Annotated in this window: 21 protein-coding genes; 5 read left to right on the top strand and 16 right to left on the bottom strand. The window is 51.8% G+C overall.

The annotated features are described in order from the left end of the window. Positions 1-75 precede the first annotated feature (75 nt). From ctaD to SH527x_RS00830, 10 genes are all read right to left on the bottom strand, one after another. On the bottom strand, positions 76-1,725 hold the full coding sequence (gene ctaD / locus SH527x_RS00875) for a cytochrome c oxidase subunit I (protein WP_437192769.1): 1,650 nt from the start codon (positions 1,723-1,725) through the stop codon (positions 76-78). Positions 1,726-1,790: 65 nt separating this feature from the next. Then, a complete protein-coding gene (gene coxB / locus SH527x_RS00870; RefSeq protein ID WP_437192768.1) occupies positions 1,791-2,759 on the bottom strand; it encodes a cytochrome c oxidase subunit II in 969 nt (322 codons plus the stop codon). Then, the gene (locus SH527x_RS00865; protein WP_437192767.1) at positions 2,752-3,552 is read right to left on the bottom strand and encodes an SCO family protein; all 801 of its coding nucleotides are present in this window, start codon (positions 3,550-3,552) and stop codon (positions 2,752-2,754) included. The genes coxB and SH527x_RS00865 overlap by 8 nt, the downstream gene beginning before the upstream one ends. Positions 3,553-3,614: 62 nt before the next feature. Further along, entirely contained in the window at positions 3,615-4,010 is a 396-nt protein-coding gene (locus tag SH527x_RS00860) for a hypothetical protein (RefSeq protein ID WP_437192766.1), read from the bottom strand. Further along, a complete protein-coding gene (locus SH527x_RS00855) occupies positions 4,007-5,185 on the bottom strand; it encodes a hypothetical protein (RefSeq protein WP_437192765.1) in 1,179 nt (392 codons plus the stop codon). Before SH527x_RS00855 ends, SH527x_RS00860 begins: the two co-directional genes overlap by 4 nt. Positions 5,186-5,208: 23 nt before the next feature. Beyond that, positions 5,209-5,799 (bottom strand): c-type cytochrome, encoded by a 591-nt coding sequence (locus SH527x_RS00850; protein WP_437192764.1) that lies wholly within the window; start codon positions 5,797-5,799, stop codon positions 5,209-5,211. Next, a complete protein-coding gene (locus tag SH527x_RS00845; RefSeq protein ID WP_437192763.1) occupies positions 5,780-6,328 on the bottom strand; it encodes a DUF3341 domain-containing protein in 549 nt (182 codons plus the stop codon). The genes SH527x_RS00850 and SH527x_RS00845 overlap by 20 nt, the downstream gene beginning before the upstream one ends. Then, on the bottom strand, positions 6,325-7,731 hold the full coding sequence (nrfD, locus tag SH527x_RS00840) for an NrfD/PsrC family molybdoenzyme membrane anchor subunit (RefSeq protein ID WP_437192762.1): 1,407 nt from the start codon (positions 7,729-7,731) through the stop codon (positions 6,325-6,327). Before nrfD ends, SH527x_RS00845 begins: the two co-directional genes overlap by 4 nt. Beyond that, positions 7,731-10,898 (bottom strand): TAT-variant-translocated molybdopterin oxidoreductase, encoded by a 3,168-nt coding sequence (locus SH527x_RS00835; protein ID WP_437192761.1) that lies wholly within the window; start codon positions 10,896-10,898, stop codon positions 7,731-7,733. The genes nrfD and SH527x_RS00835 overlap by 1 nt, the downstream gene beginning before the upstream one ends. 126 nt (positions 10,899-11,024) lie before the next feature. Next, complete coding sequence (locus tag SH527x_RS00830; protein ID WP_437192760.1) at positions 11,025-11,672, bottom strand: cytochrome c3 family protein; 648 nt, start codon at positions 11,670-11,672, stop codon at positions 11,025-11,027. Positions 11,673-12,130: 458 nt separating this feature from the next. Here SH527x_RS00830 and SH527x_RS00825 point away from each other — a divergent pair, with 458 nt between their 5' ends. Next, the gene (locus SH527x_RS00825) at positions 12,131-12,475 is read left to right on the top strand and encodes a hypothetical protein (protein WP_437192759.1); all 345 of its coding nucleotides are present in this window, start codon (positions 12,131-12,133) and stop codon (positions 12,473-12,475) included. Between the two features lie 14 nt (positions 12,476-12,489). Here the strand turns inward: SH527x_RS00825 and SH527x_RS00820 are convergent, their stop codons facing one another. Continuing rightward, positions 12,490-13,389: a sugar transferase gene (locus SH527x_RS00820; RefSeq protein WP_437192758.1), complete on the bottom strand. Its 900-nt coding sequence runs from the start codon at positions 13,387-13,389 to the stop codon at positions 12,490-12,492. 770 nt (positions 13,390-14,159) lie between these two features. On the opposite strand from SH527x_RS00820, the gene fabF reads away from it, so the two are divergent. Together fabF and SH527x_RS00810 are read left to right on the top strand one after the other, a co-directional pair. Continuing rightward, positions 14,160-15,443 carry a beta-ketoacyl-ACP synthase II gene (gene fabF, locus SH527x_RS00815; RefSeq protein ID WP_437192757.1) on the top strand — a complete coding sequence of 428 codons (1,284 nt, stop codon included), beginning with the start codon at positions 14,160-14,162 and terminating at the stop codon, positions 15,441-15,443. 80 nt (positions 15,444-15,523) lie between these two features. Continuing rightward, a complete protein-coding gene (locus SH527x_RS00810; protein WP_437192756.1) occupies positions 15,524-16,675 on the top strand; it encodes a cysteine desulfurase family protein in 1,152 nt (383 codons plus the stop codon). Positions 16,676-16,793: 118 nt separating this feature from the next. Here the strand turns inward: SH527x_RS00810 and SH527x_RS00805 are convergent, their stop codons facing one another. The 3 genes from SH527x_RS00805 to SH527x_RS00795 all read right to left on the bottom strand — a co-directional run bounded on the left by SH527x_RS00805 (position 16,794) and on the right by SH527x_RS00795 (position 21,623). Continuing rightward, complete coding sequence (locus SH527x_RS00805) at positions 16,794-18,425, bottom strand: hypothetical protein (RefSeq protein WP_437192755.1); 1,632 nt, start codon at positions 18,423-18,425, stop codon at positions 16,794-16,796. Positions 18,426-19,082: 657 nt separating this feature from the next. Then, positions 19,083-20,861: an Hsp70 family protein gene (locus SH527x_RS00800; RefSeq protein ID WP_437192754.1), complete on the bottom strand. Its 1,779-nt coding sequence runs from the start codon at positions 20,859-20,861 to the stop codon at positions 19,083-19,085. Positions 20,862-21,050: 189 nt separating this feature from the next. Next, positions 21,051-21,623 (bottom strand): DUF2760 domain-containing protein, encoded by a 573-nt coding sequence (locus tag SH527x_RS00795; RefSeq protein ID WP_437192753.1) that lies wholly within the window; start codon positions 21,621-21,623, stop codon positions 21,051-21,053. A gap of 290 nt (positions 21,624-21,913) precedes the next feature. Between SH527x_RS00795 and SH527x_RS00790 the strand changes: the two genes are divergently transcribed. Both SH527x_RS00790 and SH527x_RS00785 read left to right on the top strand, forming a co-directional pair. Further along, positions 21,914-22,510, top strand: coding sequence for an STAS domain-containing protein (locus SH527x_RS00790; RefSeq protein WP_437192752.1), 597 nt, complete (start codon positions 21,914-21,916; stop codon positions 22,508-22,510). Between the two features lie 142 nt (positions 22,511-22,652). Beyond that, complete coding sequence (locus SH527x_RS00785; protein ID WP_437192751.1) at positions 22,653-23,960, top strand: GspE/PulE family protein; 1,308 nt, start codon at positions 22,653-22,655, stop codon at positions 23,958-23,960. Positions 23,961-23,990: 30 nt separating this feature from the next. On the opposite strand, the gene SH527x_RS00780 is transcribed toward SH527x_RS00785, so the two are convergent. Together SH527x_RS00780 and SH527x_RS00775 are read right to left on the bottom strand one after the other, a co-directional pair. Then, positions 23,991-24,809 (bottom strand): glycosyltransferase family 2 protein, encoded by an 819-nt coding sequence (locus SH527x_RS00780; RefSeq protein ID WP_437192750.1) that lies wholly within the window; start codon positions 24,807-24,809, stop codon positions 23,991-23,993. A 189-nt stretch (positions 24,810-24,998) separates the two neighbouring features. Next, the gene (locus SH527x_RS00775; protein WP_437192749.1) at positions 24,999-25,865 is read right to left on the bottom strand and encodes a glycosyltransferase family 2 protein; all 867 of its coding nucleotides are present in this window, start codon (positions 25,863-25,865) and stop codon (positions 24,999-25,001) included. Positions 25,866-25,914 lie beyond the last annotated feature (49 nt).

Raw genomic sequence — 25,914 nt, 5'->3', positions numbered from 1 at the left:
AACAGCGCCAGCAGGAATCCGACATACCAACACCGCAGGCAGTAACACCAATCACGGCGAATCAATCAACCCGGATTATACTGCTGACTTCTCTTCCTGAAGCTCAGTCGCCTTTGACAGATTCAGTTCATACTGACGTTCAACTGCTTCTGTATCATAATCGTATGCTGGACGAGTAACGACCGGCATCTCATCGAAATTGAATGTTGGAGGAGGGGAGGTCGTCTCCCACTCCAGGCCGTATGCATGCCAAGGATTGTTGCTTGCCTTCTCGCCGTATTTCAATGACCACAGCAGATATGCGAGGGGCAGCAGATATCCCAATCCAAGAATCGAAGCACCAGCGGTCGACAATGTATTCAGCAGCTGGAATTCATCTGGATATGCGTGATACCGACGTGGCATCCCCAAATATCCAAGAATGAACTGTGGAAAAAATGTCAGATTGAACCCGACGAACACCAACAGTGCAGACAGTTTACCAGTGAACTCTGGATACATACGACCGGTCATCTTCGGCCACCAGAAGTGGATTCCGCCGAGATAGCCCATGATAGCTCCACCCACCATGATGTAGTGGAAGTGAGCGACCACGAAGTAAGTATCATGAACGTGGACGTCCACAGCCATGGTTGCAAGGAACAGCCCGGTCAATCCACCGATGGTGAACAGCCCCAGGAAGCCCAGCACATACAACATCGGAGTGTTCCAGACGATTGACCCTTTATAGATGGTCGCAGTCCAGTTAAACACTTTGATCGCAGACGGAATCGCCACCAGCATACTGATGAACGAGAAAACGAAGCCTGCGTACATCGACTGACCGGTCACAAACATATGGTGACCCCAGACAAGGAAGCCGAGAACAGCAATCGCCAGACTTGAGAAAGCGATGAACTCGTACCCGAAGACCTTCTTCTGTGAGCAGCATGCGACAAGTTCACTGATGACTCCCATGGAAGGGAGCAACATGATGTACACAGCAGGGTGTGAATAGAACCAGAACAGGTGCTGGAAGAGAATAGGATCGCCGCCCAGACGAGGATCGAAAATCCCAACTCCGCAGAAGCGTTCAATACCGACAAGAGCAACAGTAATGGTGAGAACTGGTGTTCCCAGAATCGTGATCAATGCAGTCGCATAGTTCGCCCAGACAAACAATGGAAGTCGGAACCAGGTCATCCCCGGTGCCCGCATCGTGTGAATCGTGACGATGAAGTTCAACGCAGTCAAAATAGACGAGAACCCGACAACAAATACTCCCAAGGCGGCTACGAGAACCGCAGAGTTACCGTAGGTACTTGAATAAGGAGTATAGAACGTCCAACCTGTATCAACCCCGCCAAGCATCATCGCAGCCAGCGTGAAGATCCCACCAAGGACATACACGTACCAGCTGGCGAGGTTCAACTTAGGGAATGCAAGGTCTCTTGCCCCAATCATAATGGGAATCAGGAAGTTCCCCAAAACCGCCGGAATCGACGGAATCATGAAGAAGAACACCATGACCACACCGTGCATGGTGAACAAGCGGTTGTAGTGGTCAGGCGAAAACATATCGCCCTTCGGTGTCATCAACTCCAGGCGGAACAGCAGTGCTCCCGCTCCCCCGATGAAGAAGAACACAGTGATACTGATCAGATACAGAATCGCGATGCGCTTGTGGTCCCCGGTCAGTAACCAGGATGCGACGCTGTACCCATTGTTGAGGTAATTACGTTTCACGGTATTTTCAGTCCGATCTCGTGCAGGAACTCTGCCAGTTAATTCCGTCTGCTGTCCGAGATGATTTAGTTGCTAGCGTGTAATGATCCCTGAACGTCAGCTTTCGACTCATCTGAAAGTGATTTCAAATAAGCGATAATTGCCATCGTGTCACTCTCTGTAATCTGCCCTTGGTAACTAGGCATCACTGCACCGAATCCAGCCAGAATCTGTTTGTGTGGATTCATAATCGCATCACGCAGATACTGCTCATTCGCCATCACAGCACGTCCACCGTTCAGCGGTCGTGTTTTCCCAAACACTCCTGCCAGAGACGGACCGTTACCTGTCCCATCAGTCTTGTGGCAAGATCCACACTGCAACTTCGAGAAGAGATGTCCACCAGCTTCAACTTGAGGCTGTGGCTGACCCTCAGCAACCCATTGCGAGTAGTTTTCAGGCTCCATCACCACAACTTTACCAACCATCCCAGAGTGCTCGGTACCACAGTACTCTGCACAGAACAGGTGATAGGTTCCTGCCTTGGTTGGTTCAAACCACATATGGGTGAAAAACCCAGGCAGAACGTCCTGCTTAACGCGGAAGGCTGGGACATAGAAGCTGTGAATGACGTCTTCACTGATCATGCGAAGACGAACTGGTTGACCAACAGGGACGTGCAGGGTGTTAATCTCCTGACGCCCGCCTGGATGCTGTGCTTTCCACATCCATTGTTTACCAACAACTTCAATGTCGAGGGTGTTCTCTGGTGGAGTCTGGATCTTGTAAAACAAGACCGCTCCCCAGACGAACATCACCATCACGAGAACGAACGGGACCGAAGCCCAGATCACTTCCGTGAAGTTACTATGGTGTCCGAGTTTACGATTCACCTTGTTACCGCGGCGATAGTAGATCGAAAATCCGATCACCATCACGCAGATCAAGAGTGAAAAGAATGCTGTTACGGCCAACAAAAAGGCGTAAAGCAAATCCACATCTAATGCGAAATTCGATGCAATTTCCGGAAGCCAGCGGAAGGATTTATCAGCCATGGGAATTACCCTCCAACAGCCGATGAGATTCCGCCACGGCTTTATCCCGGTTCAGCATCAAAGTGATTGCTGCTCCCAGTATCAGCACCGTCAACACGCCTCCGGCTCGCAAAAGATTCACAATCGCCAGACCGTACTTACCTTCGGTCGGGTCATATCGAAAACAGAACAGCAACAAGTGCTCGGCCAACGAGCCAATTTTCTCTTCAGACGACTCCAAAACTGAGAGTCGCAAATCCTTTGGAGCAAACTCGACACCAAACAGGTAACGAGAAATCATCCCCGAAGGAGTACAAACTGCAAATCCAGCTGCATGAGCATATTGCCCAGACATCTCTTCATATTTGGCACGAAATCCGATCACCTGATTCAACTTCTGAATAGTTTCTTCATCACTGGTGAGGAAGTGCCAACCATCTGCTGACTCTGGACTGTCGTACTGCGCCAAATATTGCTTTCTCTTCTGAGAAGCCAATGCTGGCTTCTCACGATGGTCGATGCTGTAAGTCAAGATCACAAAGTCCTGATTTGCCATCATCCCGGTGCTCATCTTCAAACCTCGAAGACAACGCACCAGACCATTCAACTCCAATCCGCACAGCATCGGACACTTAAAATACACCGGCATCAAAACGACCGGTTTCTTTCCGAAGTAATCCTTAAGCCGGACTTCTTTTCCATCTTGATCAGCGAACTTCAAGTCCAGGGGAATCTGATCCCCTAGATGCTGGTCAAATCCAACCTCATTCTGAGGAGGAATTGCATGAGCTACCTTGACTGAAAGCAATCCCACTATCACCGCGATTGCGCACAGACACGGCCCTATAAGTCGCCGAATTGCTCGCACTAGTGGTGTCATCTTGCACTCTCATACTTTTTGACAACCAAGGACATCGCACGAGCGATTGGAAGCCTGGCAACACTATGCTTCTCGTCCTGCCAGCCGTAGGTCGTCAAAAGAACGTTTTGCTTCTCTTCATATTGCTTACGGATCGCAACCTGATCTGGGCTGAGGACAGCCACACCAGCAGGTTGTTCAAAGCCGTCCTTAACAGAACGTCTTTCCACGTTTGGCCGATCTTTTGACAACGCCAGGTCAAAAGCTCGAACCAATCCCATGGAGACAACAATCAGTGTCGTCAGACCAATCAAACCGGCCCAAATCGACCCCATTCTAACGAACACACGTTCATCGCAGCTCTGAACTGGATAGCCTTCAGGAACAGGAACATGTTCATCATGACTGCTCATGTTGCTTCTCCTACATGTGCGACCGATGCATCATGGGTATGAGCACCAAAACGAGTATCTTTCAGGTACATATCTGGAAGTTTGGCGTACTGCCGAGAAAACTCAGCAAGCCAAAATCCTCCAATTGCTCCAACGCCTGCAACTGCTGACAACAAAGCCAATGCATTTGTACCACGAATTGAAGGCAACGTTCCCCAGGCAATATCCACAAAGCACATCACCAACATCAGGATCGCGACACCCGAAAGCGTCTTCGTATTCTTCTTCAATGGACGCAACAGCAGTAACAAAAATGGAACAAGCCAGTGGAAGATAAACAGACAGGTTGAACCGATGATCCCCAGTGGAGTACGACGATCGAGATACCATTGAACTTCCATTGGAATATCTCCTCCCCAGATCAACAGATACTGGGAAATCGACATGTAAGCCCAAAGAAGGTTGAATGCCTGCAACCAGTTACCGGCATCGTGAGTTAAATCAGTGTAGTGGTGATGAGGCTCATTCTTATGAACAGCACGAGCGAGAATCATCAAGGCCATTGCCGAAATTGCACAATTCAACAATCGAACCAACGGGAAAATGGACGACGCCCAACCTGGGGACAGTGCCATCACATAATCAACCGCTGCACAACTGACCGTCAAAAAGAAGACCATCATCGCCGCACCCGCCAACCCCTGAGGAGGAGTCTTTGAACGATCTGCTGCTTCTCGACGATAAAGCCCACGTAACCAAGCTGCGAGTGCCACCCAGATAAGAGACATCACAACAAAGCGACCACCGACCAGCCATGGATCGAGATACACGAGCTGATTCTTATTCAAAAGTTCAGCACGATTCGGAGCAGCCCAAGGAAAAGTATATCCAACACCAATCGCCAGAATTCCAGCCAGGATCAATACCAGCGGAAGCGTCGCTGCACCGGCGTGCAATCCACGTCCTAATGCATATCCCCAACGGCCGCCAGAGATCGCGTGAATTAAAAGGATGCCCAAACATCCGAGTGAGATACTCACCCAGTAGTTCGCAGCAACCAGATAACCTGGCCAAAACTGCTGTGGAGCCGAGAACGCCAATGCAATGCAGATGACCGTTGAAACGGCAGATATGCCGAGGCAAAGACCTCTGCGAGACGCTGTCGGCGTTGAATCATGATGAGTGTTGTGAGTCATACCTGAAACGCAATCTGCGTGAATCAATTCTTGTTCAACGCCTCACGATCCACTTCTTCAAGTGAATCTGCCGAGGCACTCTGGCTCAACTGCAACGCCCGAATGTAAGCAACAATCGCCCATCGGTCTTCAACGGAAATCCGGTTACCAAAGGCCGGCATCCGACTGACACCATTCTGGATCGTCAAGAACAGCTGGCCATCAGCCGCAGTCTTCAAACGTTCCAGTTGATAGCTCGGAGGAGCGGGGAAGCCTCGCTTAACAACCATGCCGTCCGCATTACCTGTCATTCCGTGGCAATGCTGACAGAAAATGTTGTAACGCTGCTCACCGCGAGCCAACAATTCTTCGGTCACAGGAAGCGGAATTGCCTTAACGACACTTCCGTTGTCAAACCCCGTCTGAACCGCGGTCACTTCGAGGTTTCGTCCTCGAGCAACAGTTCCCGGAACCGGTGTCCGATTCGTGATATCATTACTGAATGCAAAATGCGATGGTTCCAAGGCATCAACACGTGGTTGATTTGCCATCTCTTGAGCACATCCCTGAACAAGCAGGGTGAGTCCCAAAGCTCCACCGAAAACTCCACATGCATTACGAAGCCGCTGGAACATGCAGCACCTCCTTAGCATGAAGTTCTTCGAGCAATTTTTTTGTCGCTTCGATGTCAAACAACGGATCAATTGACTGAATTCCGATGAAATATCCATCTGTGCTGGCTCGAGCAAACTGATCGACTGCAAACAATGGATGATGATAGCGAGGGAGGCCATTCATCAAAATCATTCCGATTACTCCGGAGAACGCAGCGAACAAGACTGTGCACTCAAACGTTACCGGAATAAACATTGGCCAACTGTTCAACGGACGTCCGCCGATGTTCAGTGGATACAGGATGACCGAAATCACATATTGCATTGCGAAGCCGGCGATACAGCCTGTGAGTCCGCCGAAAAACACGATGTACGGAACCCAAGACCAGCGATAATTCAAAGCGTCTGCCAGGCCTTCGACCGGGATCGAAGAGTAGGCGTCAACTTTCCGATAACCTTTGTCGGTCAATGTCTGAGCGGCGTGGATCAGCGAATCGCTGTCTTTGAACTCAGCTAGCAGACCGTACAAATTCTGGGAAGCGGTTGTCATTCGTCTCCCTCGTGATGTGATCCATGAAGTGCTTCGTGGTGTACCGATTCACGAATTTCGAAGATCGTGACCATAGGCAACACACGGAGGAAGATAAACAACAGTGAAAAGAACAGACCAAACGTACCGATGTAGAACGACCAGTCCCAGAATGTTGGGTAATACATACCCCACGAACCTGGAATGAAATCGCGATGCAAACTCGTCACCACAATCACAAATCGTTCGAGCCACATCCCAATGTTGATCACAATCGAGATGAAGAACAGCCAGTAAACATTTCGACGAACCACTGGAATCCAGAGAAGCTGTGGAATCGCGATGTTACACAGCATCAAGGACCAGTATGACCAAGCGTATGGTCCACCCATTCGGTTCAGAAGCATGAAGACTTCTGCACTGTGATCACTGTACCAAGCAACAAAGTGTTCGAGAACATAACCGTAAGCCACGACCAGACCCGAAGCGAGCATGACTTTCGCCATACAGTCGAGATGCCAGTCAGTGAAATACTCTTTCATGTCATATGCAACTCGCAGTGGAATAACGAGGGTTAACACCATCGCAAATCCAGAGAAAATCGCACCGGCTACGAAGTACGGTGGGAAGATTGTCGCGTGCCAACCAGGTACCTGCGAAACCGCGAAGTCAAACGACACGATTGTGTGCACCGACAACACCAGTGGTGTCGCCAAACCTGCCAACAGCAGATAAATGTCAGTATATCGCTTCCAGTGACGGGCACTTCCGATCCACCCAAGAGACAGAATCCCATAGGCAACCTGACTGAAGCGGTTCTTCGCACGGTCTCGCAGTGAAGCCAAGTCCGGAATCAATCCAACGTACCAGAACAACAGCGAAACGCTGGCATATGTACTGATCGCGAAGACGTCCCAGAGCAGGGGGCTTCTGAACTGAGGCCAAACCCCCATCGTATTCGGATAAGGGAACAGCCAGTATGCAAACCAAGGACGTCCAACGTGGAACAGCGGGAACATTCCTGCACAGGCAACCGCAAACAGGGTCATTGCCTCTGCGAAACGGTTGATCGAAGTACGCCACGTTTGACGGAACAACAACAAAACCGCGGAAATCAATGTACCAGCGTGACCGATACCGACCCACCACACGAAATTGATGATCGCGAAGCCCCATGCCACTGGCATGTTCAGACCCCAGATCCCCGTTCCCTTCACAAGCAGCCAAGCAATGCTGATAAACATTACTTGCAGCAGAATGAACGCGATCGTAAATCCGAACAGCCAACCGGACTTGAGCCCCTTCTGCAGCACAATATCGCCAATTTTGGCCGTATCGTACTCAAATTGGCCAGTCGTAGCTGGATCTTTTGAGACCTCAGTTGAACCGTGCTGGTGAGCGGAGGTTTCAACATGTTTGCTCATCAGTGTGCCTCCGCTTCATGATGTGCTTCGGTCTCCACTGTTACCAATGTTGGGTTCGGGTTACGAACCGCAGCAAGATAACTCGTACGTGGACGGGTATTCAAATCCGTCAAGATACCATAATTCAATGGGTGCGTTTTCATCTTATGGACAGCACTCGACTCGTCTGCAACGTTTCCGAACGTAATTGCGTTGGCAGCACAAACACTCTGGCAAGCTGTCGTGATTTCCCCGTCGCGAATCTCTCGATTCTCCATCTTAGCCTGGATTCTCGCGGAGCTGATTCGCTGCACACAATAGGTGCACTTCTCCATCACACCGCGACTTCGAACCGACACATTCGGATTCTCAGCCATTTGCAGAACCGGCAATTGCCAAGTCTGTTCGTTGTAGGCAAGGAAGTTAAATCGACGAGCCTTATAAGGGCAGTTGTTCGAGCAATATCGTGTTCCGATACAGCGGTTGTAGGTCATCTCGTTGAGACCCTCACTGCTGTGAGTCGTTGCACCTACTGGACAAACAGGCTCACAAGGAGCATGTTCACAATGCATACAAGCGACTGGCTGGTGATACGCAGATTCCGGTTGATCAACGTCACCTGTGAAGTAGGTGTCGATTCGCAACCAGTGCATTTCACGTCCACGGCCAACCTGATCCGCACCGACGACTGGAATGTTATTCTCTGACTGGCAGGCAACGATACAGGCATTACAGCCAGTACAGGCACCTAAGTTGATTGTCATCCCCCATTGAGGATCTTCAGACTTAGGCCATTCCGGGAAGAATGTCGCACCTGGGCCTTCGCCGAGTGATGCGTCCTTATCGTGATCGTGGCCATGGTCCTTTTCGTCATGTTCGTCGTGCCCACCTGGATGATGGTGCCCGACATCCATGAAGGATGGCTTCTCAGGATGTTCCTGAACCTGCTTCAATGTTCCAAAGCGAACCAGATCGCGTCCATCCATCCGGTAATATTCTTGCGTTTGAGCAAGAACAGCTTTCTTACCAGATGTGGAAATCTTGGCGGACGTCACCCAAGGACTATTTACGTCCCGGAGCGAATTCACATCCACACCGACAACCTTGTGTCCTTCGACTTCTCGGCCGTGGCCCAAAGTCAAAGTTACGACACCCTTCGGCTGTCCTGGCTGAACCCAAACAGGAACTGCAACTGTTGCATTTCCTTTCTGGATATTAATGAGATCGCGAGATTTGAGCCCCAACTCTTTTGCAGTTGAAGGAGCAATCCAAGCGGTGTTTCCCCAAGTCAATCGAGACAGAGGCTGTGGTGCTTCCTGCAACCATCCGTTCGTCGTATAGCGACCATCAAAGAGATTGCCATCGAGCCGAAAAACGATTGTGGTATCAGTTTGCTTAGCAGCTTCAACATTGAATGTTGACTTCAATGTTGTAACAGCACCACCAGCAATACTGACGGAAACTGGGGCGAAAGCCGAATCCTTCACAACTCCGTCGTGAAGGGCCTTCTCCCATGCCATTGAATCGCTGCTATCAAGCTTGTCGGCCCAATAGGCTTTCAGAGTATCGTATCCACTGGACTTGTCCCCAGCGATGAAGTTCACAATTTCGTGAACTGAGCGTCCCTCATAGAGAGGGCGAATCAACGGCTGGATAATGGAAATAGTTCCATCTTCCGCCCGAGCGTCGCTCCACTGTTCGAGATAGTGAGTTGCCGGAAGAGTCCAGTGACAGACCTTAGAAGTGGCATCCTGATTCATTCCGTAGTACACGGAGCAGGGGACCGACTTCAACTTCTCAGCCAGCTTCAAGTCAGACGGAGACGTGAAGACTGGATCGTTGGCGAAGACAAACAATGTGCCTACCGAACCAGCTTCAATCTGTCGAACCAGATCACTGAGTGACCCTGGGTTCAAACCTTCAGTTTTCGAAACTGAAGGCACAAACTTGACCGTTTGACCAATGTTTCCGAGTTCATTGTTAATCACGTGAGCCAAAGCGTGAACTTCGGCTGGCATCTGTGATCCAACGATGATCAGCGACTTGCCTTTGGCTGCTTTCAAGTCGTCTGCGGCGGCTGTAACCCACTTATCGTGGTCTGCAACACTTTGAATCCGCGATTCGCCACCGATGTCCAAGCCAAGCTTTGCTGCAACTGCAACCAGAATTGCGGCCACTTCAGCTGGAGGCAAACGCAGCCAATGGTCTGCTTTTGTTCCTGTCTGACTCGGAGTTGTTTCAACCTGATAAAGACGATTCATACTGGCCGAACCGTCAGCATTGACGACACGACGCTTCGAGAATTCGCCAGCCAGTCGCAAATGACTTGGCCCTTCAGCGAGGAAATCCGCCCCTACTGAAAGAACGACATCTGCTTTCGTGAAATCGCACTGAGCAACTGCGTCGGTGCCGAAAGCAAGCTTCGCACCTTCAGCCACACCTTCGGATTTCCAAGAATCGTACTGGTACAGTTTAGCTTCAGGCAGCAACACAAGCAGATTCTTGATCTGCTGCTGCAATGTCGGAGAAATCACTTCTTCAATCAGAAGTGACAGCCCAGCCCCCTTAGCGGCACGAAGAAGTGTCAGCCGAGCTTCGAGTTCTCGCTCGAAATCCGTCCAGCTGCTAACGACGTCCTTCTTGAACACAAACTTGGTTCGAAGTGGATCATACAGCCCCAGAACACTGGCAATCGTCGCCGAATCAGCCGCCCCGCCACTGGCAGGGTGAAGAGGATTTCCCTCAACACGTGTCGGTCTACCTTCGTGACTTTCAACCAGAACACCAACTGCACCACCTGGATGTGGCATTGCAGTCGCGTAGAACTGAGCTTTTCCAGGAATCAGATTCTCAGGAGTGTTCACATAAGGCATGATCTTTTCTTCTGGTTGACGAATCGTACAACCAGTCAAACCAGCCAGAGCAAACGACGCTCCCATGCCCTTCAGGAATTCACGGCGTGATGGCTGATCGAGCCACCACTCAGCCCCTGGAGCAAACTCTTTTTCAGCTTTTGCCAGGAATGCCGGATCTGATTCATACTCCTCAACAGTCTTCCAGTACCGCGGAGTCGCCTTGTTTTGAACAGTCTGCAACTCCACAAACGCAGCAGGAGCTACCGACTGACCGCCACCACAGCACCCAGACGATCCAGATTGAACTTGTTGATTAGCAGTGACACCTGCCACGCCGCCTCCAATTTGCCCCAACGAAACCTGAGACGGTCCCGAAGGTGCGTTATGCCCCGAGCACCCACAACCGTGGGAAGCCGAAGATTCAGTGTGATAAGAATGGTCGTGAAGCATCGGAGTCCGTTAACGATGGCAGACAGAACAATTTGTTTGACTACGAACGTGACCAGCCAAAGTAAGCTCAGCAGTTGTCGGAGTCGACTCTTTTGGCTTCCAGCCCATCGCAAACACGTCCTCAACAGGACGCAAATTCTTGTCAGGAGAGTTGTGACACTCCAGACACCACTGCATATGCAAGGTATTTTCCCGCCACATCAAAGGCATCTTATCAACACGCCCGTGACAGGTTTCGCAAGCGATCCCCTTGGCAATGTGCACACCGTGATGGAAGAACACATAGTCAGGAGCATCGTGAACGCGACGCCATTCGATCGGCTTGTTCTCGCGAACACTTGCGAGCAGAGGAGCGATCATCGGAGTGTCATTCCACAACTGGGAATGGCAATTCATACAGACTTCAGTCGCTGGCACACCGGCCATCGCTTCCGTCTCAACTTGTGTGTGGCAATATCGGCAATCAATTCCGAGATCGCCAACATGGTGGGCATGACTAAACGGAATTGGTTGCGGGCGGGCAATTCCCTGTTCCGTCATATACGGCGACCTGACAAACCCCCAAACGCCCCCAACCAGAGACGTGACAAGGAAGATCGCGCCGAAAATGCCCACACGAGCGATGACATTCATGCTCGGGTGAAAGATTTGTGGCATACCATCGACTTGCTTAGAGGGTGTGATGAATCATTCAACGACGATGTTGAACTTTGGTCAGAACCATCGGTCCGTGCCGAAGAATACGAAATCGTTCAGGCAGCGGAAGCCAACCAGCAGAGATTTCGAGAACTGGGACGGAAATTTTTGTTTATGAGAACGCAAACACTACCAACGTCTCATAACGGGTCATTCCACTTTTGTATCGCATGTTGACCGCAGAGTTTCTGCGATATCTATCGTTCCTGAATGTTGTCGGCATTGGCCGGATAGCACTGGATCAGTTCAATTCGAATTCCCTTTTCCAAGAGGAATTCCTCGGAAGCTGGATTCCTGTGTCGGCGACTTCAGCCAGCTTATTCGTGAAAAGACCATTTATCACATAGATTTATGTCGAAAGTCGGCCGTATTTTTCGGGCGTTCCATCTGACCTTTTAACTCATCGCTTTGGCCTGACCATGGAGATCAACATCCGAGCTCAAAGAGTAGGTGATGTGATATCCCAAGTCCTCTGCACGTTACCGCTTACCGACGCTCCTGAGCTCTCTGAGTGTGCTGCATTTTGTTTTTTGGAGCAGTACCGCAAGGCGTCCAATAATAGTCAGCTCGAGACTAAAGAAGTCGAGCTGGGACGTGTCCATTACTCAGCACCGGAAGCTCAAACGCTGCAATCCATTGTTCATCCTGCCACAACTTCCGCTTGGGAAAAGAAAAAGGGAACGGACATTGTCCATTCCCTGAGCATTTTTCGAGTTGCGTTCGCCAAGCAGTTTCAGCATGAATGCGACAGCCTGATCCGCTGACTCATCGCGGGCGATTACAATGCACCGCTTCCAGTCAGCACGACCTTGATCGTTCGCACCAGAATCTTGACGTCATTCCAGAAGCTACAGTTCTGCAGATAGTATAAATCGAATGCAACCTTTCGGCGGAAGCTGTCGATCTCGTTGTCGTAGCCATTTAGAATCTGGGCGACACCAGTAAGCCCAGGCTTCAGTCCCAAGCGATCCAGGTATCCCGGAATCTCGTCGCTGAGCGGCTTAATGAACTCTGGTCTCTCCGGTCGTGGCCCGACAAGCGACATCTCACCTTTCAGCACGTTCCAAAGCTGAGGAAGTTCATCAAGGCGTGTCTTACGCAGGAATCGGCCAATCGGAGTGATACGGGAATCTCCCTGAACAGCAAATTGAGCCCCTTGCTTCTCCGCGTCGACTCGCATGGTGCGGAACTTGTAAATCGTAAAGTGACGACCATAGCTCAGACCACCACGACGATCCCGATTCGCTCGCCTTCGTTCTACCGCCCCTCCTGGAACTCCAAGATGACGCTGACGGCGGTCCGGGCCCTTTTTCCTAAGATTCAAGCCAACGCGAGTTTGCGAGTAGATCATCGGTCCTTTGGATGTCAGTTTTACCAACAATCCAACGGCCAGCATGACCGGAGCCAGGAGTACAAGCATCACCAAAGCAGCCGTGACATCGAGCGCTCGTTTTGCAAACCGAGTCAAAGGCGAAATGCTCTGAATATTGACGCGTTGCTCAGGAAGATTGAGGTTCGTCAACCACCAGACAGTCGGAAACGATTCCAGATGCGCGTATTCCCGCACCTGGTCGAATGTTGGATTCAATGTTTCAACGGAGGCAGGAGCCTGAACACTCTGGGCTCCAGACGGATCTTCCAACTTTGTCGTATGTTTTTCTGCAACAATGCTTTGCATTGCAAAAGTCTGCCCAAAATCTTTGACCCGGCGGGACAGGTCCTCAGGTGTGAACTCAACACTGGCAGAGAGACCACGTCTCTAATTTACTACTCGATCTGCCCATTTAATGTCTCCCGCAAACAACACATACCATCTGCACCGTCCTCCTGTTCCTTGTAGTTACCCTATTTCAACAACAATCGGGGGAGGCACAAGATTTCGGCGTCGGTTATGCCAATCTGTGGTGGTTTTGCATCACAGATCCTGTGAGACTGACCAGTAGAATCACTCCCAGTTCTGTGTCTTTTCCCTGTTGCTTGTGATCGGGGAATCCTCAACGAGAGAGTCGGCCTGCCAGGAATGAAAAACGCGAGACTGGCCAGCGGATCAGACAAATCAAAAGTCACGTCTCTCTATTGAAAAGACTTCTCAGCGCACAGTTGCCCTCCATATACTTTAGGTTTAGAGCAAATTCAGGAAGGAATTTGCGGCAATTGGTACGCGGAATCCGGCGCTCCGCTGTCCATTCAGCGACCGTTCAGCGATGTGACAGACCGAACCTGACTAATCCCTTGCAATTTCCCTGACAATGTGAGGGTTTGTCCGACTTCGAACCGATCACAAAACAGCCTCGTACGTCCAACTGTTTAAGGAGTGAGCCATTGTCCGACTTCCTCATTCCGTGGTTGAAACGATTGAATTTCAAGTTGGAACCACTGGGCTGTCATTTCCCGATTTGACGAACGTCGCGCATCTACTGAAAGGGCCATTGGCAAGCAGGAAAACCTATGAGAAGGCGCGTTGTTGTCACTGGCATGGGCTGCATCACCCCACTTGGAAACGACATTCCATCGCTGTGGCAATCTTTGACCACAGGACGGAGCGGCGTCGACATGATCACACTGTTCGACGCGAGCAGCTTCCCGACGCGCATTGCCGCTGAAGTTAAAGGCTTCGATTTCAATTCAATCATTGAGAATCCGGAGCGCTTCGAATATTCGGGCCGAAACATTCAATTCGCGATTGGTGCCGGACTTCAGGCCATGAACGACTCCGGGCTGACAGATGGCGAGTTTGACCCAACCCGATTTGGAGTTTATCTGGGAGCAGGGGAAGGGCAGCAAGACTTCTACCTGTTCATGCGACTGCTCGCAGATGCTCAGCGTGACGGGGACTTTGATATGGACCGTTTCACCAGAGAAGGGCTCAATCAGATGAACCCTCGACGGGAACTGGACCAGGAACCCAACATGCCGGCGGGACACCTCGCAAGCTTGTTCAATGCTCAAGGGCCTAACCTGAACAGTTTGACTGCCTGCGCCGCATCAAGTCAGGCAATTGGAGAAGCAACCGAGATCATTCGTCAGGGAGAAGCAGATATCATGCTCTCTGGGGGATCTCACAGCATGATCCACCCGTTTGGACTGACTGGCTTTAATCTCCTGACAGCCTTGTCGACGCAGAACGAAAGTCCACAAACGGCATCCCGTCCGTTTGACCGTGATCGCGATGGCTTCGTCCTCGGGGAAGGGGCAGCCATGCTGATTCTTGAGGAATTGGAGCACGCCAAGCAACGCGGCGCCACGATCTATGGTGAGATTGCCGGGTACGGATCAACGGCCGACGCTTACCGTATCACTGACATTCATCCAGATGGACGCGGAGCCACGTCTTGCATTCAGATGGCTTTGAACGACGCACGATGTACCGTCAATGACATCCACTATGTGAACGCTCACGGAACAAGCACTCCGGTGAACGACCGCGTCGAAACGCTTGCACTCAAGAAAATCTTCAAAGAGCAGGCATACAGCATCCCGGTTTCCAGTTCCAAAAGCATGATGGGACATCTGATCGCTGCTGCGGGGAGTGCCGAGGCGATTGTCAGTCTTCTCGCCATGAAACACGGTGTCATTCCGCCAACGATCAACTACACCCATTCCGACGCCGATTGCGATCTGGACTATGTCCCGAACGAAGCTCGTGAATCCACGGTGGAAGTGGCCTTGTCGAATAGTTTTGGATTCGGCGGCCAGAACATTACGCTGATTTTCAAACGATTCAAAGGTTAGACCCGTTCGGCGTAACATGTGGCCTTAACCTGATCTTCCTTGCCGTCATCGAACCGACTGGCACGCACGTCACCTGTAAGATGCTGTATCTCGACAACAATGCGACCACCCCAATTGATCCAGAGGCTCTGGAAGCAATGGTTCGTGTTGCTGGACGGGCATGGGGCAATCCCGGGAGTCGCCATCTGGCAGGACGTCGCGCTCGTCAGGCGCTGGAGGATGCCCGCGAATCAATCGCAGAGATCTTGAATGCTGCTCCGCAGGAGGTCGTCTTCACGTCCGGTGGAACCGAATCGAATAACTTCGCAATCTCAGGCTTGGCGCACTCCAGCTTCAATGGGCTGCCGACCGGAGAGAGTCGAACTGGTACGATATTGCTCCCGCCCGGAGAACATCCGGCAACAGACGAACCGATCCAACGGCTAGTCTCTCTCGGGTGGAAACGCATTGAACTCGAACTGAATGAATCAGGCCGGATTCAATCGGACATTGAAAGCATTCCGCTCGACGATGTTCGATTCGCAACAGCGTTACTGGCGCATAATGAAACCGGCGTCATTCAACATCTGCGACCGTTGATTCAGCGCTGCTCCAAGCAGGGAATTCCATTTCACGTTGACGCTGTTCAGGCCGCTGGAAAGATCGATGTCGACTTTCGAGCACTCGGGGCAACAACGATGTCGGTTGGAGCTCACAAGTTTCATGGTCCACGTGGAATTGGCGCACTCCTGATTCGTCAGGGAGTTGAGTTTCCAACGCTGCTCCTTGGGGGACATCAGGAGGCAGGGAGACGGGCAGGGACGGAGCCGGTGATGCTCGCGGTAGGAATGAACACTGCACTGCGTAACTGGCATACCAATAGGGTCGAGCGGGTCGAAAGAATCAGCAGACTCAGAGACCGTCTGGAAGCAGGATTGATCCAAAGCTGCCCGCCTGTCTTCGTCAATGGAGACACGTCTCACCGACTGCCGAACACTGCAAACCTTTCATTTCCGGGAGTCGAGGGAGATCCGTTAATGATCGCTCTCGACATTGCTGGTGTCTGCTGTTCGCTGGGGAGTGCCTGCGCGAGTGGATCATTGATGCCCTCGCCGGTACTTGTCGGCATGGGACTTTCGGCCGATCGCTATTCATCAGCGCTCCGCCTGTCTGTGAGCCATCTCAATACCGAAGAAGAAATTGATTCGGCAATTCAAATTATCAGCCAGACGGTCACCCGGTTACGCTCTTAGAACGAGTTCGATTCAGGCATCGTTCCAATGCGGCTGGACATTCAGAAACGGCTCACATGGCATTGCCAGTGATCCCAAGCCGCGATGTCACGCTGTCACAGAATTATGTCTGAACCGGCTACTCAGATTTCAATAATCGAGCCAGTTTCAGTAGATTGGAATCTGCCTGGAGATGAAATTGAAGCTGATTCGAATCGGCTCTGATCTGCACCTGCAAGCATTCTTCGATCTCCTTCGGCAACTCGCCCGAAGCCTGATCACGTGGTATTACAGTCGGGCCGCCTGCCGGGAACAATGCAGCCACTCTGGCGACTTCCTTAACGTTTGGAGTCACAGTCTGCAGTAACTGGATCCACGGCCGCAGATGAAAACTTGCTGACACAAGATCAGGCTTGGCGACGACATCTTGCTTCAACCCAAGAATCGTTGCCTCCGGTTGAGTGCCTCCAAATGTAAAGAAGTAATGATCGCGGTTTGTTCCAATCAGAAGAAATGGGTCTGGCCCATAGAGCACAATGTCGTGCTTGCGATACTTTCTGGGACGCAGCCGATGAACCTGAATATCGCCCTGCTTGACAACCTCCATGGTCACATCTTTTAAATCTCCAGCTTTCTCCGCCAGTGGAAACACTGTCGCCAACGACTTCGCCATCAGGTCGGTACGTTGCGCCCGAATGCTTCCAAAGCTCATCACTCGCGAATTACTTAGGGAAACAATCTCCAGATAAGACTCGATACGCCCCAATGAAATGGTCGAAATTATTGTCTGAAATCCGCCGACTGCTGCTTCCTGATCCTTTGGATGCAGGGTCATCTTCATTCCGCTGCTGACCCGATCTCTGACTTGCTCAAATGCAATTGCCAGAAGATCCTGGACTTCACCAGGCACATTGACAGCGACCGCGAGGCGGGCAGCGACCGGGTGCAATGGTGGTCGAAAGAACTGTGTTGATTCAGGGGCAATTTTCTTCAGATCCCGTTCCATATTCGAGCCGGGAGTCGCTTGTATGCGAATATCGACATCGAACACCTGACTGAGATTCAACTTCGCTTCGAACCAGTCAATCGAGTCAATCCAACGGGTAATCCCGTTGTTCAGAAAATGCAGTGTCGCAACCTCAAGTCGCGTATCTGATGTTGCATCTTGCAATTGATCGTCCGAGATCCGATTCAGTCTGGAACGAATCTGACTTTTCACCTCATTCATCACATCAACAGAAATTCCCTTAGGTTGGATTCGCAAGGCAAAATCGCTCTCCGCCACTGGCTCATGACTGAGCTCCTCAACAACATCCGGGCAGGCAAATGCATTAGGAAGGTTGCTGATCAGTAACCGGTTCTGCTGCGCGACCGCGTTCATTTCGCCGCGATACCCTCGAAGCAACCAGCGATTCTCAGAGTGATCAGTCACCTTAATATGGGGAAGCTGTTTGATTGAGTTGATGAGGAGCATCGCATCCGAGACGGGAATCGAGATAATCCAGATCGGACGATCAACCCCGGCAGCTGGCCGAGCCACCTTCAGCGTGAGCGGACGACCAGAATCGATCCCCGGGAAAATGCGTAGTAGTGCGATCCGATTCGCGGTTGCGTTCAGGTTATCGCGTGAAGTTTCAATGGAGGCACGATTGAAAGCCGTATACGCCTGATCGAGGCTTCGTACTGTCAGAATTCCCCAGGGAACTGCAAACTCATCGCACTCATCTGCCCGCGCAACCGAACCGGTAAACGCACAGAACGAGACCAGCAAGCAAATCAGTTTGTAATTCAGGACACGATTAATGGCTCACTCCCTGAACAACAAGCCAGTACGATCAGCATGAACCAGAACAACACGCAAACTCATCTCATTCAACTTGTCATCGACTTCCGACCAACACATCCTGCAGGCCATCCTGCATCCTGATGCTCAGACGCCTCAACCATCAACGCCCCAGCGACAGCCAATATACGATTCCAGCTGACAGTTGAGTTTCCGACGCCGATTGGGGCAGGGGATGATTGCAAAGACAGATTGCAAGATGTAGCCAACGACATCCTGCTTTTATCTTTACCTGTTCAATAACGATGGGGTTTCAAAGCGGGGAGCTGCTTTTCACATAACTCACGACATTCCACTATTCGTTCCGATCCACCGCAATTCCCCGGTCAAATTGGATTGAAATACTGGATCATCTCGCAACAACTTCTTCCTACTTCACCATCACCTTGCAATGAATGACAAGGAGCACGCAATGGTGAGCGCATTCGCTGCTCAGCACAAAAAACAAGGAACAACGTCGACATTCATCAACGTCGTTCCTGTTTGTCTCAACTTGCTGCACCCGATCGGGATTGATTGCGAGTGAACTCCGCATTCGCGTGGCAGCAACGGCGAGCATGAGAGTGCAGTGGAGGCCGAACCCGCTTAATCGTCAGAATCCCGAACACTGAACTCCAGTTTCCAGCGTCGATCAGATGTCGTGCTGACGCACCAAAGTTCAAAGACCCCCAACTCGGTAATGACAGATTGGAATGTCACAGGAACATATCCCCCCGCATTCCCATCTTCGAGGGGCAGGGTCGCTTCCAATGGATCTGTTTCAGACAATTCGTCTGGTTCCCAACTGCGTAAGAGTTCGCCAGGTCGGTCATCTTTACGAACAGCGGAACTGAAAAAGCGGAACTGCGCTGGTTCTCCAACAATCAGTCCAAACTCACCAGACGGAATGGAGATCTGAGACCCTTCTTCCATCCCTCGGGGGACGACGCAGAGTGCATTCAATGGGCGGGGAGCCCCCGGAATTGCCAGTCCTGACGTTTCAATTCCGACGTAATACGATTGAGCCGTTCCCCCATGAATGCGAACGCCGCCATGATCTTTCGCCCAACCATAGTACGCGGCCCCGCGCGCTACGGCGTGGTCGAGGTCACGTTCCCCTGCGAGCGATTTTGGTGGAGCGTCGGGAAACCAACCTGCCATCACAGTCAACAACCGATTCTGCAGAGCTTCCGCCTTGAAGACACCCCCATTGACGAGAATATCGGTTGGACGAACGACAGTTTGATCGCCTCCGTGCCGTTTCAGGAAGTCAACAACATGTCGTGTCACTCCAGTCTCGGTTTCGAAGGGCAACCCGATCTGCTGAAATCCTGAAGCACGTCGACGCTGGACAACCGAGTCCAATCCACACTCCGGAAGAAATCCATCCAACAGGAGTTGCTGTGTCGATGCTCGGTCGAGATCAATACTGACGGCACCGCCGACAAGTTTTCGCCCACGCCCCTGAACCGTCACAGAGTATGTCTCTCCTCCAGCGTCTCCCAACAGACTTTCTTTCGCCAGCCGACAGGCATGCCAGAGCGAGACCGATTGCCATGGATCGAGTTGGGTACCGATCTCACCGAATTTCGCTGCCGCATGATGCGCAAGCGTCAGATCCATATTGTCGCCGCCGACGAGCAGATGGTCACCGACCGCGACTCGCTGCAATTGCAACTGACCATTCTCTTCAGCGACGCTGATCAACGTGAGATCTGTTGTGCCGCCACCCACGTCCACAACCAGAATCGTGTCGCCGACCTTGACCATCTTTCGCCAGCGATCGCCTGCCTGAGCGAGCCAGGAATAGACTGCTGCCTGTGGTTCTTCGAGCAGAATGAAATCAGTTGGCAAACCCGCTGCAAGTGCTGCCTCTCTCGTCAATTCGCGAGCACTGGCATCGAATGACGCAGGCACAGTCAACACGACGCGCTGCTGCTTGAGCAGGGCATTCGGGAACTGCTGATTCCATGCTGCGACCAGATGTTCCAGACAATACTGGGACGCCGTGACCGGAGAAATCTTTCGTACTTCCTCAGGTGCGCCCCAAGGGAGAATCGCCTGATGGCGGTCAACTCGGCTGTAGCAAAGCCACGACTTGGCCCCTGTCACAGTTCGATCAGGAGCTTCTGCCGCCTGTCTGCGCGCCCACTCTCCGACAACGTAATCTCGTTTGTCTGCCCAGGGGAGCGCGAACCCGGCGTCTTCCTGAGGAGCGAGATACAGAAACGACGGCAAACTCGCCCGAGCTTCAATCGTCCCCGGAGCCACCAACTGTGGAATCGACAACAGCTCCATCTGAGGAAACTCGGCATTGGCAGCGCAATAGCTGACAACACTGTTCGTTGTTCCCAGATCGATCCCAATGACATATTCAGCGCTCATGGCAACCTTTTTACGGCACATTGCCGTCACACAAAATCCACGAGACTGATCTCATGGGGATAAGATTGAGTTGGTCGTGCGTCACTCTCAGAACATTGCATTCACAAACGACTGAAGTCCATTTACCAGCCATCGGTGCGCATCAACAGCTTCAATCACAAACAGCTTCAATCAACAGATCGCCACTGATCAGCTCAGTTCGACTTCCACAGGAGCGAGCAATAACCTGTTCTCAGATGCACCGTTCCAGGTCGGCAGTTCGCATCGGCCAGCCTGCCAGCCGGGATGCACAACAACCCCGGTGACTGGTCGGCTCTCAACGACACGTCCAACAAGCCGGACTCGTGCTGCAGATTGGTTACCGTCCACGGTCAACTTTTGGCCTTCTGCCACATCAGTCGCAGGCTTCAGATCGAAAAGACGCTGAAGGGCGGCATGACAACCACGGTGAACATCGCGAACCGCGCCTCCCACTTGTTGATCCGTATACGCAGAAATGTCTTCCTGTATGAAGTCGAGAAATCGTGCTTCTCGCTGCAGCGTTTCCAAAAGAGTCAGCGCTTCGCTGCGAGCCGGTTCTGCTTCCGGCAATGGAGCAGACTTGGCGACCGGAGTCGCGACCACCGGCTTTTCAACTGGGGCCGCCGGTGCGGTCGCATCGACTTCCGGCTCGGCCAGTTCCAATGCGCGTACCCGATCCGCCTTCTGGGCATTGAACAGAACATTAAAGAAAACACGAAATGCCAGTCCGATGCGTCCCATCAGATCCTCTCACCAGTCACATGAAGTCATGAACCTCAGAATAGTAGTCAAATCGGGTCCCTGTTTCACTCAGAACGCCTCACGCTGCTTTCCATCGCGACACCTCGGCTTGCTGATCTTTCCAATGTGGCATCAAAGTTGACTGATAGTGGAGAATTCCGAAGAACACGTTAGGATGCAGGAACCAGACATGAATCGATCCCAATGCGTTCTCAACATTTGAGATACGCTGCCCTCAGGCACATCGGCCCGAAAATCCGATGAGCGATTCAATGGCTGAAGGAACCAACATGACATCCACGACGCCGTGTGAACTCATCTCTCAGAAGGAATATGTCACAGTCGTGCTTCGCCCCCCAGTTTTGCAATCCAGCTGGACGGAGATTGAAGAATTCGGCACCGGAGTCCGCACGAATCTGGAGGGACGCAACGCCCCTGCCTGTATCATCGATCTTTCCACGCTGACATACATGGGTAGCTCGATTGTGGCCCTGATGGTCCGTATCTGGAAAGTCGTGCAGGCGCGTAATGGAAAGATGGTCGTTGTCTGTTCGCACCCGACCGTGAAAGAAGTGATTCATCTGGCAGCTCTCGATACGGTCTGGCCACTGGTGACAGACTTGCGTGCGGCCGAGAAGAAGCTGGGAATCAAGATTGTCCATTCTTCAGCAACGTCGCGCACGGATACGGTTCCCAACATCTCGATCTACACGCATCCCGAATTCGAGGCGGCTTCAACATTCGGCCCAGCAGGAATCGCTCCGAAAGCTGACGACAATCACGGAGCCAAAGACAGCCCCCCCTTTCGCATCCTGTACTTCACACTCGGGGCAATCACCGTTCTGATCATCGTCGCCGCAATCCTGCTCTATGTTTCTCGCCATTAACGCAACTCGGAATCTCCCTGATTCCGGAACATGGACATGGCAACTGCGGAGATGTGATAAGATCAAGTGAGATTCCAGACCGGCAACACGGTTCCGTTCAGCAGTCACTTCAGACGCTCAGCATCGATTCCAGAGGTCAGTCATGGCGAATTCAGACAAGGAAATCCAGACACCGGTCCCTGACCATTCACGTCTGGGGCACGAAATTCGGCGGGCAGCAATCAGGAACGATGCGCTTCCCATCGAAGCTCGACAACGGGCCTTACAGGAAGAACTTTACGGCCTGATCAGCCTCGTCGGAGCAGCCCCTCTCGTCGAGCTCCTTCTTGAGCGTGCTTTTGAACTGGGGGCAACCGACATCCATTTCGACCCTCAACGCGATGGCCTGCATGTCCGCCTGCGATTGGATGGGGTCATGCACCCCATTCTCAAACTGGAGCAGCAATACACGCACTCGGTGATTTCCCGCGTCAAGATTCTGGCGAACATGGACATCACCGACCGGCGCTCTGCGCAGGACGGGCGCATCTCCTCGCAGATGCTCCGCCACCGCCGTGACGTTCGTGTCGGATCAGGTCCCACAGTTTATGGCGAACGAGTCGTCATGCGGTTGATGCCCAACGAGGCCCAGTTCGCAAATCTCGCTGATCTCGGAATGACACCGGCGCAGATCACAAAGGTCGAGCAGGGGATTCATTGCCCGTTCGGCGTCGTCCTGAGTGTCGGGCCCGTCGGAAGCGGCAAAAGCACGACGACATATACATGTCTGTCCGCCTTGAATGATCCAGCGCTCAGTCTGGTCTCGATCGAAGATCCTGTTGAGCGACGCGTTGACGGAGTGAATCAGGTCGAGATCGACCAGAAGGTCGACTTCGGGTTTGTCGAAGCACTCCGCGGGATTCTGCGACAGGATCCAGACGTAATCATGGTCGGGGAGATTCGCGATTCAGAAACCGCTCACATTGCGATTCGAGCCGGACTTACAGGAACCAGAGTTCTCAGCACTTTGCACGCCGGAAACACTGGAGCCACGATCGACATGTTCCGTGAGTTTCAGGTTCCGAGAATGTTTCTGGCCGACTCCATCAAGTGCATTATCGCGCAGCGTTTGTTGCGTAAAGTCTGCACCAGAGATCGCGAACTCTATGAACCAGATGCGGTGACAGCGGAGTTTCTGAAGCTCTCGCCGGAAGATGCACGAAGCACCCGACTGGTGAAGGGAGTCCCTTCAGACGCTAACTTCCACACAGGCTATTTTGGAAGAACTGGAATCTTCGAAGTGATGTCCGTCGACGCCACGATTCGCGAGATGCTGCTGGTCGGAAAGCCGGGAGGAACGATCTCCGCATACGCTCAGGAACAGGGAATGTCTTCACTCGAAGATGCGGCTCGCGAGAAAGTTCTCAACGGAGAAACGTCTGTCGAAGAACTCATTCGAGTCCTGATCTGATCCCGGTTCACGAGAACACAAGAGAAGTCGTTACTTCGAAACCGTCTGTCGGGTCGCAGGTTCAAAACGGGATTCTGCAAATGGCCCACGGCCCTGTTTCAACTGATAAGCAGGGTCGTTGTGGCGAAAGAGATTCCGTTTCATACGCATGTAGCGTAACCAGACGGAATGCTTGAGTCTGGCAAAAAAGTCTGCTGCGCGAATCACATCTTTCGGATCGTGAATATGACGATCCCAGCCAATGTGCCGCACTGCTGGCGGCTCTAACGCCACGATGTGATAGCCCATCGACTTGAAGCAATACGACACTTCACGTTCACCGCGATAGTCCTTAAATGGACCAAAGCGACGATAGTCAGAAATGCGTCTCATCCCCGGGTTGAATGCATACCCAAAGTATTCCGGATGAGCAGTCGGATCAGCCGCGATGAACGAAATTCCATTCCAGACTGTCGAAGTCTGATTTCGGTGGCGCCGGTCGAGATCATCTCGAGCACGCAGAGAGACCATAGAGATCTTCTCGAATTGATCCAGCAACTGCAGAGACGGTTGAACAAACCCGCCGTCAAAAAATTCCCAGTCATCTTCACAATGGAAGATATAGTCTGTCTTCACCACGCTGTAAGCACGGTCAATGCTTGCCAGCTGTCCCAGTCGCGGGGAATTCAGCAGGATCTGAGCTTCGATCCCCACCTTCTTGACGACATCATAGACCGCCGGATTTCCAGAGTCTTCTGCAATCACGACTTCCTGAAGCCCTTCATCCAGTCGGGGCATCAGTGAACGCAGTGTCGCTTCAAGCAGATCGAATCTGTCACAGCTGGTAATAACTAATGTGTACTTCTGCATTTTCACCCTTCTGGATGTGACAAATTCGGTCTCCTGATGACCGTCCATCAGCATCCGTGCCCCATGAAACGCCGATTTCCGAATTCGAAGTACACGCTGGAATACTGTCCAATTCGACCGCGACGGGACGAGCATCGACAACAAGCTTGATCCAACAAACACTGCGAATCGCTGATTGATTAAATCAGGTTACGCTGCACTTTGCCGAATTGCCTGTTGTGGATCTTCATCGAAGGAAAAGCGATGCCCGGCTTTTTCCAAAGCAGCTTCTGGTGTTGCTGCTTCCATATAGTCGCGCTCGTAGAGTTTGACGTTCTTCATCCAGTTATTGTAAGCACAGATAAACGAGAAGATGTACCCTTCCATGCCGCCTCTCCAGCCTCCCTGCAGCAGCAACTTCTTAAAGAAGTAAACAGGGAAGCAGAAAAGAATGCGGTAAGAAAGTGATCTCAAGGACTTCTTTGAAATCCCCTTCATGTAATGCGTTGTCGCCGCTTCCTGCTTACGTGACAAACTGCTGAAAGTATTAAACCCGAAGTGCCATAACGCTCCGTTGAGGACTGGAGCTTTTTCGCCTTTCGGGAAATCGAACTGATCCCAGACAGCGGACTCCGGCATCCGGATTTTTGTTCGGTTATAAAACTTCATTCTCAAACTCGTAGCCATGTCGGGGTGCACAAATCCCGATGGGAACACCTGAGTCTGACGAATGCGATAGGCAATCGGTGTGGGAGGCCCCGCTTCGAACACCTTCCGAATCTCGTTCGCCATCTCGTGACTGACGATCTCATCGGCATCGAGATCCAGCACCCAGTCATATCGGGCGTTCTCTTCTCCCACCCGCTTTTGGAATCCGTATCCCAGCCATTTCTGATTGACAACTCGAGCACCAAACTGGTGAGCGATCTCAATCGTCCGGTCAGTCGAACCGGAATCGACCAGAACAATGTCATCGGTCAGGTCTTTGACTGCATCCAGCACCAGCCGAATACATCGCTCCTCATTGAGTGTGCGAATGTAAACGGTCACCGGAACTTGTTGTGACACAATCGGCATTGGATTGTCTCTCAAAAAACTGAGCGTCTTTCAAAGCAATGTCACGGTT

The organism is Planctomicrobium limosum, assembly GCF_051465645.1.
Classification (GTDB): Bacteria; Planctomycetota; Planctomycetia; order Planctomycetales; family Planctomycetaceae; genus Planctomicrobium.
The sequence above is the reverse complement of the archived record's forward strand: the minus strand, read 5'-3'. Positions and strand labels throughout refer to the sequence as shown.